This is a genomic window from Streptomyces sp. NBC_01013 (assembly GCF_045162765.1).
GTDB lineage: Bacteria > Actinomycetota > Actinomycetes > Streptomycetales > Streptomycetaceae > Streptomyces.
In genome coordinates this window covers 4,891,737-4,905,810 of sequence record NZ_CP108687.1, presented here as the reverse complement: position 1 = coordinate 4,905,810, position 14,074 = coordinate 4,891,737, and the positions used below count along the sequence as shown (strand labels likewise).

The following is a 14,074-nucleotide window of genomic DNA, read 5'->3' as shown; positions in this document are numbered from 1 at the left end:
TATCAGTAGGCGTCTTCGACGGACTTGGTGGTATCCGCCTCGTGATTGTCGTAGGCGTTTGCATTCTTGATCAATGCATCCGCGACCTCCGACATGCGACTCTGTCCCTCAAGGCATCGGGAGGAGATTTGATCGATGGCCTCGTTGTAGTTGGAGACGACCAGCTGGAACAGGCCGGCCTGGAGACGTGTCAGCCTCATCCCATCAGCAGCGTGTCCCACCTCCCCCATGGAAGCGCTCTGCTTGTCCCACATTCCCGCCTCGGTCCGCAGCGCATCGGTGATGTGCTTCAGATCTGCCATGCCGACCTGCCCTTCGTCACTCAGTCAATGAAACGTTGCGGATTGCGGAGCATGGCCAGTGCCTCGTCCAGCAAGCTGTCCACCTGAAGGCCCGCAATGCCGTCCGCACCGGCGGCCTCGGTGCTGCTCAGCTTGTCCCTGGCATCAACGAGGGCCTCTTCAAAAGCCTGGTTCAGCCCGATGTACGACTGCCCGGTCGCCCACTGTCGATCCACCTCGCAGGAGCGCAGAGCGCCCTTGGTCACCACGAGGGTCACCTGGCGGCCGGCGGAGATTCCCTCGACCTCGGCGGGCTCGGAGGCCGCCTCGCCCAGCCGGTCCACCATGTCGAAAGCCGAAAGGACATCTTCGGCCAGCTCATCGAGAGGGCGGGAGATGACATAGCGCAGGTCCCGTTCAGGGATCTCGGGCTGCACGGCGGGAGCGGCAGGAGTAGCCGGTCGAGCTGCCTGGCTGTCCAGCTGGTCCGCCTTGGCCTGCCAGTTGCCGTCCTCGAACGCCTGGGCCCATGCCGTCATCTGCTGGCTCATGGCCGCCCCGTAAGCCTCGCTGACCGCAGCGCCGACAGCCTCCGGCTCCTGCCGACGCTGCCAGTCCGACGTGACCCGGATGAATTCCGGAAGCCCGTCCGCCGCCATCCGTACGGTCACGGCGCCTTGGGCGTCCGTTCCTTCGGCGCCCTGGGGCATCCGGTTCTGCATGTCCGTCATCATGTTCTGCAGATTCGAGGCATGTTCCTGGAACTGCTGCAGTCCGCGTATGAATTCTTCGTCCACGATGCCTCTTCTTGGCCTATGTGCGTACGGGTGATTTCACAGATGAGGGTGACGTGCGTGACGACACACGTTCAACGCCGAGGGCCGGCAGCTCTCCGGCGCAGCAGGAGCACCGCGCCGACGACGACGGCCACGCCGGCTCCGACGATGATCCAGACGGTCGCGCCGCCGCCCTTGCCCTCATCGGCCGTCGCCGAGGCGGCGGGCGCTGCCGACTGCTTGGAGTCGGCCGTGGGGCTGCCGGATCCGCTCGGGGCGGACGGCGAAGGCGACTTGGGCGACCGGGCGGCCACCAGCGGGTTTACGTCGGCCGGGCCCGGGTCTCCGGGATTGCCGAGTACGGCCAGGCGGGGCCGGATCGTGCCGTAGCCGATGTAGCGGCTGGGGACCTTGCCCTCGGTCGGCTTGCCCGCGGTGTTCATCATGACGCGGAGGACCTGGTTGCCGGTCCAGGAGGGGTGCTTGGACCAGATGAGGGCGGCCGATGCGGAGGCGATGGCGGTCGCCTGACTGGTGCCCCAGCTGCTGCAGTAGCCGGCCATGCCGCCACCACACAGGATCGGGATGTCCTTACCCGGGGCGGCAAGCGCCACCTGAGGTCCTGACACCGAGAACTTCGTGACCGAGGAGGTCTTGTCGACGGCCCCGATGCCCGCGACGCCGACGCTCGCCGCCGGGTACGAGACATTATTCTCTTTGTCGCCCCTGTTGCCGGTCGCCGCCAGAAGCAGCTTCCCGCGTGCCACGGCGTAATCCACTGCCTGTTGGATCTGGTCCCGCTCCTCGTCGTCGAGCATGTAGTCCTCGTAGCCCAACGACATATTGATGATCTTGGCTTCACTGTCGGCGGCGTACCGAATGGCCGCAACCAGAGCGGGAATGCTGTTGGTGCCCGATTCCTTGCTGGATCCGAAGACGGTCAGGGGGAGGATGCGCGCGTCCGGCGCGAGACCCTTCACGCCCTGATTGTTCGCCCCGTTCCCCGCGACGAGCATCGCCATGGCAGTGCCATGCCCGTCCTTGTCCTTGTGCGCACCCCGCTTGGGCTCGACAAAGTTCTTCCCCAGGAGCACTTTCCCCGCAAGTTCGGGAACAGAAGGAATCACCCCGGTATCGAGGAGAGCGACCGTGATCCCCTTACCGGTGCTGGTCTTCCACATCTCCGCGGCCTGCATCCGGTCCAGGTACCACTCGCGATCGCGCATGGTGTCCGCGGACGCGGCCGGAGCGACGGCGCCGCCGAGGAGGAGCAGGGAGCCCAGCGCTGCCACCACCGCCGGCGCTCGCCTGCCTCGACGCCTGACCATTGACCTCATGCCACCCACTCGTCGTCCTCTGTCCGCCATCCGGCGTCGCTGCTCCGCGACCGGATCTAGTCGATCACGGGGGGAACGACGCCGTCGTCTCCCGTGGTCCAGCTCTCCTCGTCCTCTTCGAGGTATCCCGGGTTTCCGCCGTCACGTCGCTGCGGACGTCGGGTGCCCTTGGACGCACCGCCCATCGCCCCGCCCATCGGGCCCATGGCACCGCCCGTCCTGGACGACTCACGGACGAGTCCGGTGCCCCCCTGGGTGAACTCACGGCCTGCTCCCGGCTGCGTTCCGCGCGGGGCCCGCACGGTGCCGCCGGGCTCCGTGACCAGGCGCTGCGAACCGCCGCCGAGACCCCCGGGACGCCCGGTCATGCCGGGGCCGCCACCCGCGTGGCCCGGCATCATTCCACGGCCGGCCGAGGGCTTCTCGCCACCGATCACCGTTCCACGCGGCGTGCCCCGGACCGGGCCGGTCCCGGTCCGGCCGCCCTGCGCCGGTGTACCGCCGTGGATGCCCGTGTCGGTCCGGGTGGTGGACAGGGGAGGCCGGACACCTTCCACGCCGCCCCTGCCGGGGATGGTCGTGGGGGGCCGTACGGCGTCGACGCCGCCCCTGCCACCCGGCCCGGTGGTCGGAGGGCGCACTGTGTAGTTTCCGGAATTGACCGGGCCCTGCCGCGGAGGAACCACCATGGGCGGCGGCGGTGTCTGGAGTCCGCCGCCACCCGGGCCCTGCGGAGGCAGTCCACCCGTGGGCAGGGGCGCGGTGGTCGGCGGGGCCTGCGGCATCGTCACCGTGTCGATGTTCGTCCCCGTGGTGTCCGGCGCACTGGGGACCGCGGACACGTGCTGCGGTGTGTGCACGATGGAGGCGCCGTTCTGGGACGACCCGCTCACGTCGCCGGGGCTGGAGACCGAGTAGTGGTGGTCGCCCGTCGACGTGCCACTGCCCTGAGGGCCGTTCACCGAGTACGTACTGCCGGAAGAAGGGCTACCCGAGGTGCCGTAGCTCGTCTTCCCACCGTCGTAGGGCCTGTCCGGCAGGACTTCCTTAGGCAGCGGCTTGAAGTTCGGCTCCTCCTGCGAGGAGATCGACTGCTGCGCCATCATGTAGTACGAGGCGAGCTTGTTCATCTGCGGAATGGCTTCGTTCCGCGCCGTCTCGACGGCCGCGATCCGGGCCTTTTCCTTCTTCTCGTCCGCGTAGCACATCAGCGTGGCGTCGGGATGTCCCTGGATCACCTTGGCGACCTCGCTGAGCGCCTGGCCCGCCGTCTGCAGCGAGGTGCCCGCGGCGCCCGCGTAGTCGGCCAGCTTCAGGGTCTCCTTGGCGAAGTCGTCGCCCCACTCGCGGAAGGCGTCACCGCCCGCACCCTTCCAGGTGGTGCGGCCGACGTGTTCCTTGAGCTCGGTGCCGATCTTCTCGATCTCGGTCTGCGCGTCGACCAGGGCCGTGCCGCGGCCCATGATCGCCGTGGGGTCGACGCCACGGACCATGGCGAGCATGTCCTCGTACGAAGCGTGCTCGAAGTCGCTGGTGTTGTAGCAGGCGTTGAGTGGTGGCAGCTTGCCTGAGTCACCCATGCTTGTCCCTCTCCCCCGTTCACATCACGTGTTAGAAACCGTCGTTGCCGCTGGACGAACCCTCACCGGTTTTGCCCTTGTCCGCCCCAGGCGCTCCCGGATCCTTGTCGGCTCCCGGTTTCCTGTAGTAGATCTCGGTGCGCTGCTGGATGGCGTTCAGCCGCTCCGAGTGCTCCTGATCGACGTTCTGGTAGCCGCGGTCGGCGATGTCGACGGTGATACCCATCGCTTCCAGCTGATCGCCGAGCGTCTTGGAGAGCACCGCCAGGCGCGCGTGCACCATGTCGTAGGCGCTGGAAAGTCCCATCGCCTCCGGAAAGCCGGTGCCGTACGCGGCGCTGGTGACCTTCTGTTCGGTGATGCGGCTGTGCGCGGCCGGCGACCCGTCGAGCGTCGTCAGAAGCTTGTCCACCCGGACTTTGAACTTCTGCAGAGACTCGGAGGGCGTCGCCAGATCCGGCGCGCTCGGCCCCTTGCCCGGAAGGAACGGCCCGTACACCGGCGCGTGCGGGCCGTCGTCCGGAAGTTCGGATCCCATGAAAGCACCTCCCCTAAAGTGCCGCGGAACCGCAGGCGTGGGTGTGGGACGCGGTGACCGCGTCCCACACCCACAGCATGCCGGTTCCGTCTGTGTTCATCTGAGCCTGGGTCAGCCCTGGAAGCGCCGGGCCTGGGCCAGGTCGTTCGCCCGGTAGCCCTCGGTGGCTTCCAGAAGCTTCGTCGAGATCGTCAGCAGCGTCTCGTGCATGTGGTTCACCTTGACGTCCCAGCCGCTGTGGCGGTCGTAGAACGCCTGCTGCGTCTCACCGTCCCACGTGGCGACGACGGCCTTGACCTTGGTGTTCAGCTCATCGAGCTGGGTCTTGATGGTGTTGGCAGTCGACTTGACCTGGTTAGAGGCTTCGACGACCCCGGAGTACGTAATCTCCATGGAAAGTCTCCTGGTACGAGGCGGGATGGAAGAGGGTTACGAAGAGACCTGGAACCGGTCCAGGACGCCGTTGCTGCCCAAGTTGCCGCCGTCGACACCCTTGAAGCTGTTGAGTCGCTCGACCTCTTCCGCGTCGAAGCCGTCGCGGCTCATCTGCACCGCTTCCTTCGTGAAGGCGAGAAGCTCCTTCAGGTTGCGGACATCGAGGTTGACCTGCGTCTGGAGGCCGTTGTACGCGTTGGCGGCAACACCCTTCCAGTGACCCTCGACGGCGTCGATGATGCCGTTGAGGTGGCTGATCCTGCTCTCGAGCGTGTCGTGCATGTTGCCGAGTTCGCCGATCAGCTTGTCGATCTGATCGGCTGAAAGCCTGAGCTTGTCTCCCATAACGCACCTTCCCCCATGAATCGGATGTCGTGGGCTCGGACTGTCGGGCGCCACGTCTGCATCGGACCAAAGTTGTCAATAATCACTTTAGCTGCGGCTGCCACTCAAACCAACAGCGATACCCACGAGTGAAGTTGTTGGCTATTCACTTAATTACCGTCGGCGACGGTCCCGCAACACAATCGCTGTTCCCGCGATCACTGCGACGAGGAGCCCCGTGGCCGCCAGGACATAGATCGAGATTCGCTCGAACCGTTCCTGCCTTGTCTCACCCATCTGGAGCGCGATTGGTTCCGGTCCGGCGGGCCCATTCGAAACGGCCCGGTCCGGAGTGGGGGCGTTTACGGGGTGTTCGTCCTCATTGAGTGCGCGCACCGGATCGACGACCCCCCACCCGATGAAGTCGTCCCGCCCCTTGACCGCCCGTTCGGCGGTCTGCTCGATCTGGGCGACCACCTGGAACTGCTTCCAGCCCGGGTGCTTGGCCCGTATCAGTGCGGCGACCCCGGCGACGTAGGGCGCCGAGAAGCTCGTGCCGTTGTCGACGCACTGGCCGCCCTTCGGCACGGTCGAGACCATGTCGACGCCCGGCGCCGCGACGCCCACGAAGGATCCGGTCTGGGAGAACGGAGCCCGCTCGTCGTTGCGGTCCGACGCGGCCACCGCCAGGACGCCCGGATAGGCCGCCGGATACGTCAGCTTGACCTTGCCGGCGAGGCCGTCGTTGCCCGCCGACGCCACCACGACGATGTCCTTGTCCAGGGCTTCGCGCACCGCGAGCGCCAGGTCGGAATCGGCCTTCAACGGCTTGGCGGTGTCCTGGGAGATGTTGATCACCGTGGCGCGCTTCGCGATGGCGTGGCGGATGGCCGCGGCCATCGTGGCCGCGGTGCCGGTGCCCTTGTCGTCGTTCTGCCGGATGGGGATGATCGTCGCTTCCGGAGCCAGACCGACGAAACCCGTGCCCGGACGCGAGCGGGCCGCGATGATGCCGGCCACCTTGGTGCCGTGGCCGATGACATCGGTCGTGCCCTTACCGCCGCCCTTGCCCGCCGCGGGGTCCTGGGTCCCGTCCTTCGGCGGCGGGAGCAGATCGGCCCCGGCCGCCCGGTCCACCGCGGTCTTCAGCTGGGGATTCGTGGTGTCGACACCGGTGTCGATCACCGCGACCCGGACACCCTTCCCCTTGGTGTCCTGCCAGAGCCGGTCGAACACCAGCCGCTGGAGCGCCCAGGGGCGGCCCTGGATCTGCTTCTTCATGGGGAACGTGCACTCACCGCTGCCCTCGGAACCCGTCTGCGGGCCGGCCTCCTGCGCCACCGCGGGCGTCCGGGCGAGCGTCGGCAGTCCGACCGCCACCGAGCCCGTCAGGAGCAGCACGACGGCCGAGGAACGAAACCTCCTGCGAGAGATCATCACGCGCTTCCTCCCTTCCGTCGTCAGGAACTCTGCGGCTGCTTGGCGCTGTTGGTGTCGAGTCGCGGCCCCTTGGGCAGGAGCGCGGACCAGTTGTCCGGCACCGGAACCGGCTTCACGTCCTGGTAACCGAGCCTGATCTGGGCCTGGTTGACGTCGGCGGCCTGCTCCTCCGCGGACCCGGGCGTCGGGTCCGCCCCGATCTTGGAGGGGTCCGCGCTGCTGTCGTTGTTCGTCTGCACGGCGTACCGCAACCCGGTGTCCGTCACGAGGAAGAGCGAACCGGTGGTGGGGGACGAGCCGTTGAACTGCCGGTAGAGCTCGCCGCTGCCGGGCGTGACGTACGCGCTGGTGGCTCCGTCCAGGAAGCCGACCGGATACGCGGACCCGGCCCACGTGGTCAGCTCCGGCACACCCGCCGCGTTGACTCCGTGCAGCACGTTGCAGACGGTTCCGGTGCCGACCGAGGTGTCGTTGGCCTGCGTCGGCACCTTCTCCGGCCAGCCGTACTTCGCGTAGAACTCGTCGGGCGAGGGGGTGAAGGACTGCGGTCCCACTTCGGTGGCCTGCGCCTTCTGGCCCAGCACCTCCGCCTCGGGGCTCGTCAGGAGGAGCCTGGCGACGAGATCGGACACCGGAGCGACCGCCCGCGGCAGGACGACGTACTGCTGCATGCCGGTGCCTGCCAGGGCCTTGAGTACGGTGCCCACTTTGTTCAGGGCGGGGTCCAGGCCCTGGACGCCGGCCGGGTCGCCGACCTTGCCGGGGAGCTTCGGGAAGTCGATGGGCGCGCCGGCGTGGAGGGTGCCCAGCCAGTCCTTGGTGACCTTCTGGGGCTTGGCTCCCTCACTGAACAGTGAGCGGCGCAGTACCTCGTCCCGGGCCGAGAGCTTCTTGCCGCCGGTGGTCCCGATGACGTGCTGGGTGCCGTCCGCGTCCACCAGGTACCGCGTTCCGGTCCCGCCGTCCGCCTCGACGTAGAGGGCCTGACCGGCGCGGAGCTGCTGCTTGCCGCCCACCTTGTCCGCCTCCCGCTCGGCGAGCAGGAAGACGGCCTTCTGCACGCTGCCTCCGGAGCCGGCGCCCGGCTGCTCACAGACGGCCCAGAGCTTGCTCCGGCCCGCGTCCTCGCCGCTGGGCAACCGGTCGGGTGCGTACGGTATGCCGAGCATCGGGCCGCGCTGGAGCTTTCCGTTGTCGAGCTCGGACTCGGCCACCTGGACCACCGAGGAGGTGTCCGGGTCCAGGAGGAGTTTCGCGGAGGAGAAGTTCAGCACGGGGTGCAGGCGCTTGACCCCGTCGGTCTCCAGGACGACGTAACGGGTCGTCGATTCACTGCCGACGATGACGTGGGCACCGGGGTCGTCCCAGCCGTCGGGAACCTTGGGCTTGAAGATGCCCCAGGCCCCGAAGCCCGCGACGAGCAGCGCGCCGACCACCACTCCCGGCAGCACGGCCCGCAGCGGGCGCGGCGCCCCCTCGTCCGTACCGACGGCGGACGGTTGCAGAAAGGCGGCGGTCAGCCGCTTCTTCGCGAAGGTGTAGGCATTGAGTTCGTCCCGCCGTGATGCCATCTGCCCTTTTTCTCCCCGTGGTTACGACTGCCGCGCGAGCGCCACCCACTATGCCCGCCGACGCTCGTTCGCCGCCGTGCGGGTCCATGCTTGGGGGAGGCGGCCGACACCCCTGCTCGACAGGGCGCACCGCGAACCCCCGTTCGACCCCCTCATCGCAGGGCGTGGGACAGTGGGCGGTCGCGGGCCCGTGTGCCGAGGGGCGGGCCGGCTCGCACACGCCGTAGTGCCGTGACACGGAGGGACATACCGGGGGATGAGCAGCGCGACGACTGCAGTGATGAGCGTGCACCCGAAGCCGGGGCGGATCGGCGGGGTGCGGTTGCACCAGGTGGTGCTGATGGAGGTCGCCGGCGCGCTGATGCTGATCGCGTGGGTGACGAACAGGATCCTGATGGTGCCGATCGGCCTGGTCGCGGCCGTTCTGGTGCTGCTGGCGGTCCTGCGGCGGCGGGGGCGGCCGGTGATGGAGTGGATCAACGCGGTCATGGCTCTGCGCGGGCGGCTGAGGGCCGCACGACGGCCGTGGTCCGCGGAAGGGGTGGATCCCGCTCTGGCGCCGGTCGTCGAGTGCGAGACGGCGTTGCGGACGTACACCTACACCGACCGGCAGCGCGAGCGCAGCATCGGGATGGTGGGGGACGGTACGTTCCTGACGGCCGTGCTGCTCGTGCAGCCACGGAACGAGCCGCTGCGGATGGCCCGGGACGCGCGGCCCCTGGAGCTCGGGCTGCTGCACGACGCCCTGGAGGTGGACGACATCCGGCTGGAGTCGGTCCAGGTCGTGCAGCACACGCAGCCCGCGCCCGGACCGCACGTGCCCGAGCAGGCCGCGGCGGCACGGTCCTACGCGCCGCTCCAGGCCCAGGTCGGCACCCCCGCGGTCCGGTTGACATGGATAGCCCTGAAGCTCGACCCGGAGCTGTGTCCGGAGGCGGTACGCGCACGCGGCGGCGGGGTCGGCGGAGCGCAGCGCGCGCTCCTGCGGGCCACGGATCAGCTGGCGAGCAGGCTGGCGGGGGCGGGGTTCGACGCCTCGGTACTGACCGAGGCGCAGGTGACGTCCGCGCTCGCGACGTCGGCCGGGGTGAATCCGCAGGCCAGCACGCAGGCGATGCGGGCAGACGTGCCGCTGCGGCGCACCGCCGAGTCCGCCCGCGCCTGGCGCTGCGACGACCGCTGGCACACGACCTACTGGGTCGGCCGCTGGCCGCACCTGGGCACGGAGGCCGTGCCGTCCGCACAGCTGGTGGCGCTGCTGACGTCGATGCCGGCGCCGGCCAGCACCTTCAGCATGGCGGTGTCGCGCGGGACCGGTGGCACGCCGGCCGTCAGCGGCTACGTGCGCCTCACCGCGCGCGGCAGTGACGAACTGGTCGCGGTACGACGACAGTTGGAACGGGCCGCACGAAGTGTGAAGGTCAGTCTCGTACGGCTCGACCGCGAACAGCTCCCCGGTGTGCTGGCCACCCTGCCCCTCGGAGGTACCCGTTGACCACCCCTCGCATCACGCCCCCCGGCGCCGCCGGCCCGGCCGTCCCCGCCCCGCCGGCGGGCGGACGCGCCAGGGCCGGGTTCGGGCTGCTCGGCCCACGCCGCGACCGGCACGTGCTGCCCGTGGAACAGCTCGCCGCGCTGTCACTGCCGCTCGGCGACGACGGGGTCGTGGTGGGCGTCGACGCGAAGAGGCAGCCCGCGGTACTCGGCCTCTTCCGGCCCACCCAGCTCGACGTCGTGGTCATCGGCAGCGTGTGGACGGCGCAGGTACTGGCGCTGCGCACTGCGGGCACCGGCGCGCGCGTCGCCGTCGAGACCGCCAGGCCGCAGGCGTGGACGGGGCTCGCGCAGGCCGCAGGCGGGGGGCAGCAGTGCATGACGGTGCACGACGTCAAGCAGGTGGGACCGCAGGGCGCGTCGGTCGCCAGTCCCGTCCTGGTCGTGCGGGACTGCGGTGTGCGCCCGCCGCGCAGCCGGCTGGCGCCCGGGCCGTGGCAGTCCGTGCTGACACTGCTGCCGTTCCTGGGCCCGACGGCGCCGAAGCTGCTGGAGCACGCGGGACTGGTCGGCATCCAGCGGGTCTCCCCCGAGGAGGCGGCCGTCCTCGGGCGCATTCTGGGACTGCCCCGGGTGCAGGCGGAAGCGCTGCCCTCACTCGGTGACGACATGATGCTGTGGTGCACGACCCAGCACCGGAAGCTGGTCAAGATGGTGCCGACCGACGTCGAGACCGGGCTCCTCGGGAGCCCGCGCCGCCTGGACTGACGCAGCCCCCGACCCGCGCCGCCGGCCCGGCACTCGCCGGGCGTCACGGCCGCTGCGCGGTGTGTCGCTCACCCGTGGCGTAGGGGGGCGGGCGGCCCGGCTCGCGCCGGGCCGCCCGCCCCCCTACCTCTTCAGGGCAGCACCGGCAGCAGCTCCGGCAGGTGCCCGTCCGAGGCGGTCGCCGCCGTCACGCGCTCGGCCGGCACCTCCCCGTACAGCGTCGTCCGCGGCTTCGCCGGCCGGCCTGCGAGCTCCGCGATGGCGACCAGGTCCTGGATGGACCGGTACGAGCCGTAACTCGACCCGGCCATGCGGGAGATGGTCTCCTCCATCAGCGTGCCGCCCAGGTCGTTCGCGCCCGAGCGGAGCATCTCCGCCGCGCCTTCCGTGCCGAGCTTCACCCAGCTCGTCTGGATGTTGGTGATGTGCGGGTGGAGCAGGAGGCGGGCCATCGCGACCACGGCCCGGTTGTCGCGGTCGGTCGGGCCGGGGCGGGCGATGCCGGCGAGGTAGACGGGTGCGTTGGTGTGGATGAACGGCAGGGTCACGAACTCCGTGAAGCCGCCGGTCTCCTGCTGGAGGTTCGCGAGGGTGCGCAGGTGGCCCAGCCAGTGGCGGGGCTGGTCGACGTGGCCGTACATCATCGTGGACGAGGAGCGCAGGCCCACCTCATGGGCGGTCCTGATGACCTCCAGCCAGGTCGCGGTGGGCAGCTTGCCCTTGGTGAGGACCCAGCGGACCTCGTCGTCCAGGATCTCCGCCGCGGTGCCGGGGATCGAGTCGAGCCCGGCCTCCTTGGCGGCGACCAGCCAGTCCCGGATGGACATTCCCGTGCGGGTGGCGCCGTTGACGACCTCCATCGGCGAGAACGCGTGCACGTGCATGCCGGGGACGCGTTCCTTCACCGCCCGCGCGATGTCGAAGTACGCGGTGCCGGGCAGGTCCGGGTGGATGCCGCCCTGCATGCAGACCTCGACCGCGCCGACATCCCAGGCCTGCGCGGCACGGTCGGCGACCTGGTCCAGGGAGAGGGTGTAGGCGTCGGCGTCGGTGCGCCGCTGGGCGAAGGCGCAGAAGCGGCAGCCGGTGTAGCAGACGTTGGTGAAGTTGATGTTGCGCGTGACGATGTACGTGACGTCGTCGCCGACGACGTCACGGCGCAGGGTGTCCGCGATCCGGCAGAGTTCGTCGAGCGCGGGCCCGTCCGCGTGCAGCAGGGCGAGCGCCTGGGCATCGGTGAGCTTCGTCGGGTCGGCGGCGGCCTGGCTCAGGGCGCCCTTCACATCGGTGTCGATGCGGGAGGGGACCATGCCGGGCGCCGCCGCCTCGCGGAGCGCCTCCCAGTCCCCGTACACCTCGTCGAAGTCGTCGCGGCGGTCGCCGGTGCGGCCCTCGGTGTCGATGGTGCGGTGCAGATCGGTGCGACCGGAGGCGTTGAACCCCTCGTCGGGCTCCTGCCAGGGCAGCCCGGCCGGGATCGCCCCCTCCTTCGCCAGCCCGGTCTCCGGGTCGGCGAGGGCGCGGACGTGCGGGAGGAGGCGGGGGTCGAGCCAGGGCTCGCCGCGCTGGATGAACTCCGGGTAGATGGTGAGGCGCTCGCGCAGCTCGAAACCCACCTCGGCGGTCCTGGCGGCGAGATCGTCGATGTGCGGCCACGGGCGCTCGGGGTTCACGTGGTCCGGCGTCAGCGGCGAGACGCCGCCCCAGTCGTCGATCCCGGCGCCGACGATCAGCGCGTACTGCGCGTCGACGAGGTTCGGCGGGGCCTGGATGCGGGCGGACGGGCCCAGGATGTGGCGGGCGACGGCGATGGCGGCGGCCAGTTCCTCCAGCTCCGCGTCCGGCATGGCCCGCATCGCCGTGTCGGGCTTGGCCCGGAAGTTCTGGACGATGACTTCCTGGATGCCGTGGTAGGCGCGGGCAGTCCTGCGCAGCTCGAAGAGGGAGTCGGCGCGCTCCTCGTACGACTCGCCGATCCCGATGAGGATGCCGGTGGTGAACGGGACGTTGGACCGGCCCGCGTCCTCCAGCACCCGCAGTCGCACGGCCGGTTCCTTGTCCGGGGAGCCGTGGTGCGGGCCGCCGGGCTCCGACCACAGCCGGGTGGCGGTCGTCTCCAGCATCATGCCCATGGAGGGTGCGACCGGCTTCAGGCGCTGGAGGTCGGTCCAGGTCAGCACGCCCGGGTTGAGGTGCGGGAGGAGCCCCGTCTCCTCCAGGACCCGGATCGCCATGGCCCGTACGTACGCGAGGGTGTCGTCGTATCCCTCCGCCTCCAGCCACTCCCGCGCCTCGGGCCAGCGGTCCTCCGGCCGGTCGCCCAGCGTGAACAGCGCTTCCTTGCAGCCCATCGCCGCGCCCTCGCGGGCGATGGCGAGGACCTCGTCCGGGGACAGGAACATGCCGTGGCCGTCGCGCCGGAGCTTGCCGGGGACGGTGACGAAGGTGCAGTAGTGGCACTTGTCGCGGCAGAGCCGGGTCAGCGGGATGAAGACCTTGCGGGAGTACGTGATGACACCGGGCCGGCCCGCCGCCTCCAGACCCGCGTCCCGCACCCGTGCGGCGGACGCGGCGAGATCCGTCAGATCGTCGCCGCGCGCCTGGAGCAGGACGGCGGCCTCCCCCACGTCGAGGGCGACACCGTCTCTGGCACGCTTGAGCGCACGTCGCATGGAGTTGGTGGTGGGGCGTCCGCCCTGAGGATCGGTCATGAACCGAGCATACGAGCGAGGATCCGGCCGGTGACGGGGTGGATCTCCCGCAGGTCACCCGCGCCCCTGGCGCCTCGGCCGCGCAGCGGTCCCCGACCCGTAGGCTCGGCCCGGTGATGGAAACGATCGTCTTCGACATCGGCGAGACACTCGTCCGCGACGACCGCTACTGGGCGTCCTGGGCCAACTGGCTCGGCGTCCCGCCGCACACGCTGAGTGCGCTGGTCGGGGCCGCGGTCGTCCAGGGGCGGGACAGCGCCGACGCGCTGACCATGCTGCGCCCCGACATGGACGTCACCGAGGCCTCGCTCGCCCGCACCGCCGCGGGGCGCGGCGAGCACCTGGACGAGTCGGACCTCTACCCGGACGTGCGGCCGGCGCTGGCGGAACTGCGGTCGCTGGGCGTACGGGTACTGGTCGCGGGCAACGGGACGGTGCGGGCCGGGGAGCTGCTGCGGGCGCTGGACCTGCCCGCGGATCTGGTGGCCACCTCGGACGAGTGGGGCGTCGCCAAGCCCGACCCGGCCTTCTTCGCACGCGTGCTGGAGCTGTCCGGTTCGGACCCGCGGTCCACGCTGTACGTCGGTGACCACCCGGCGGGCGACCTGTTCCCGGCCAAGTCCTCGGGGCTGCGGGCGGCGCACATCCGGCGGGGGGCGTGCGGGTACTGGTGGGCGGACCACCCGGACGTGGTGGACACCGCGGACTTCCGTATCAACGCGCTGACGGAGCTGCCGGCCCTCCTGAGCAGGACACCGGACGCGCCGGAGCCGACGCGCCCGAGGGTGCTGCGGGCGTTGTAGCCCTGTGCCCGCCCGG

General features: G+C 70.1%; 13 protein-coding genes. 3 read left to right on the top strand and 10 right to left on the bottom strand.

The annotated features are described in order from the left end of the window. Window positions 1–2: 2 nt before the first annotated feature. The 9 genes from OG538_RS21355 to eccB all read right to left on the bottom strand — a co-directional run bounded on the left by OG538_RS21355 (window position 3) and on the right by eccB (window position 8,282). The gene (locus OG538_RS21355; RefSeq protein WP_406095910.1) at window positions 3–302 is read right to left on the bottom strand and encodes a hypothetical protein; all 300 of its coding nucleotides are present in this window, start codon (window positions 300–302) and stop codon (window positions 3–5) included. A gap of 20 nt (window positions 303–322) precedes the next feature. Continuing rightward, entirely contained in the window at window positions 323–1,078 is a 756-nt protein-coding gene (locus OG538_RS21350) for a hypothetical protein (RefSeq protein ID WP_406095908.1), read from the bottom strand. Window positions 1,079–1,149: 71 nt separating this feature from the next. Next, window positions 1,150–2,352, bottom strand: coding sequence for a S8 family serine peptidase (locus OG538_RS21345; RefSeq protein ID WP_406095906.1), 1,203 nt, complete (start codon window positions 2,350–2,352; stop codon window positions 1,150–1,152). Between the two features lie 98 nt (window positions 2,353–2,450). Beyond that, the gene (locus tag OG538_RS21340; RefSeq protein WP_406095904.1) at window positions 2,451–3,974 is read right to left on the bottom strand and encodes a WXG100 family type VII secretion target; all 1,524 of its coding nucleotides are present in this window, start codon (window positions 3,972–3,974) and stop codon (window positions 2,451–2,453) included. Between the two features lie 31 nt (window positions 3,975–4,005). Then, window positions 4,006–4,512, bottom strand: a complete 507-nt coding sequence (locus OG538_RS21335; RefSeq protein WP_406095902.1) for a hypothetical protein — start codon at window positions 4,510–4,512, stop codon at window positions 4,006–4,008. A gap of 111 nt (window positions 4,513–4,623) precedes the next feature. Continuing rightward, window positions 4,624–4,905, bottom strand: a complete 282-nt coding sequence (locus OG538_RS21330) for a WXG100 family type VII secretion target (RefSeq protein WP_362557448.1) — start codon at window positions 4,903–4,905, stop codon at window positions 4,624–4,626. A gap of 36 nt (window positions 4,906–4,941) precedes the next feature. After that, complete coding sequence (locus OG538_RS21325) at window positions 4,942–5,292, bottom strand: WXG100 family type VII secretion target (RefSeq protein WP_406095900.1); 351 nt, start codon at window positions 5,290–5,292, stop codon at window positions 4,942–4,944. Window positions 5,293–5,445: 153 nt separating this feature from the next. Next, a complete protein-coding gene (mycP, locus tag OG538_RS21320) occupies window positions 5,446–6,552 on the bottom strand; it encodes a type VII secretion-associated serine protease mycosin (RefSeq protein ID WP_406100247.1) in 1,107 nt (368 codons plus the stop codon). Between the two features lie 179 nt (window positions 6,553–6,731). Beyond that, the gene (gene eccB, locus OG538_RS21315; protein WP_406095898.1) at window positions 6,732–8,282 is read right to left on the bottom strand and encodes a type VII secretion protein EccB; all 1,551 of its coding nucleotides are present in this window, start codon (window positions 8,280–8,282) and stop codon (window positions 6,732–6,734) included. 316 nt (window positions 8,283–8,598) lie between these two features. Here eccB and eccE point away from each other — a divergent pair, with 316 nt between their 5' ends. Together eccE and OG538_RS21305 are read left to right on the top strand one after the other, a co-directional pair. Further along, window positions 8,599–9,777, top strand: coding sequence for a type VII secretion protein EccE (gene eccE / locus OG538_RS21310; protein ID WP_406100245.1), 1,179 nt, complete (start codon window positions 8,599–8,601; stop codon window positions 9,775–9,777). Beyond that, window positions 9,774–10,544, top strand: a complete 771-nt coding sequence (locus tag OG538_RS21305) for a hypothetical protein (RefSeq protein WP_406095896.1) — start codon at window positions 9,774–9,776, stop codon at window positions 10,542–10,544. The genes eccE and OG538_RS21305 overlap by 4 nt, the downstream gene beginning before the upstream one ends. A 131-nt stretch (window positions 10,545–10,675) precedes the next feature. Here the strand turns inward: OG538_RS21305 and OG538_RS21300 are convergent, their stop codons facing one another. Next, on the bottom strand, window positions 10,676–13,255 hold the full coding sequence (locus OG538_RS21300; RefSeq protein ID WP_406095894.1) for a bifunctional FO biosynthesis protein CofGH: 2,580 nt from the start codon (window positions 13,253–13,255) through the stop codon (window positions 10,676–10,678). Between the two features lie 116 nt (window positions 13,256–13,371). On the opposite strand from OG538_RS21300, the gene OG538_RS21295 reads away from it, so the two are divergent. Beyond that, complete coding sequence (locus OG538_RS21295) at window positions 13,372–14,058, top strand: HAD family hydrolase (RefSeq protein ID WP_406100244.1); 687 nt, start codon at window positions 13,372–13,374, stop codon at window positions 14,056–14,058. The last annotated feature ends 16 nt before the right edge of the window (window positions 14,059–14,074 follow it).

Coding starts and splice junctions, on each gene's coding strand:
- OG538_RS21355 (WP_406095910.1), bottom strand. CDS start 302: ATGGCAGATCTGAAGCACATCACCGATGCGCTGCGGACCGAGGCGGGA.
- OG538_RS21340 (WP_406095904.1), bottom strand. CDS start 3,974: ATGGGTGACTCAGGCAAGCTGCCACCACTCAACGCCTGCTACAACACC.
- OG538_RS21335 (WP_406095902.1), bottom strand. CDS start 4,512: ATGGGATCCGAACTTCCGGACGACGGCCCGCACGCGCCGGTGTACGGG.
- OG538_RS21330 (WP_362557448.1), bottom strand. CDS start 4,905: ATGGAGATTACGTACTCCGGGGTCGTCGAAGCCTCTAACCAGGTCAAG.
- OG538_RS21325 (WP_406095900.1), bottom strand. CDS start 5,292: ATGGGAGACAAGCTCAGGCTTTCAGCCGATCAGATCGACAAGCTGATC.
- mycP (WP_406100247.1), bottom strand. CDS start 6,552: ATGAAGAAGCAGATCCAGGGCCGCCCCTGGGCGCTCCAGCGGCTGGTG.
- eccB (WP_406095898.1), bottom strand. CDS start 8,282: ATGGCATCACGGCGGGACGAACTCAATGCCTACACCTTCGCGAAGAAG.
- OG538_RS21300 (WP_406095894.1), bottom strand. CDS start 13,255: ATGACCGATCCTCAGGGCGGACGCCCCACCACCAACTCCATGCGACGT.
- OG538_RS21295 (WP_406100244.1), top strand. CDS start 13,372: ATGGAAACGATCGTCTTCGACATCGGCGAGACACTCGTCCGCGACGAC.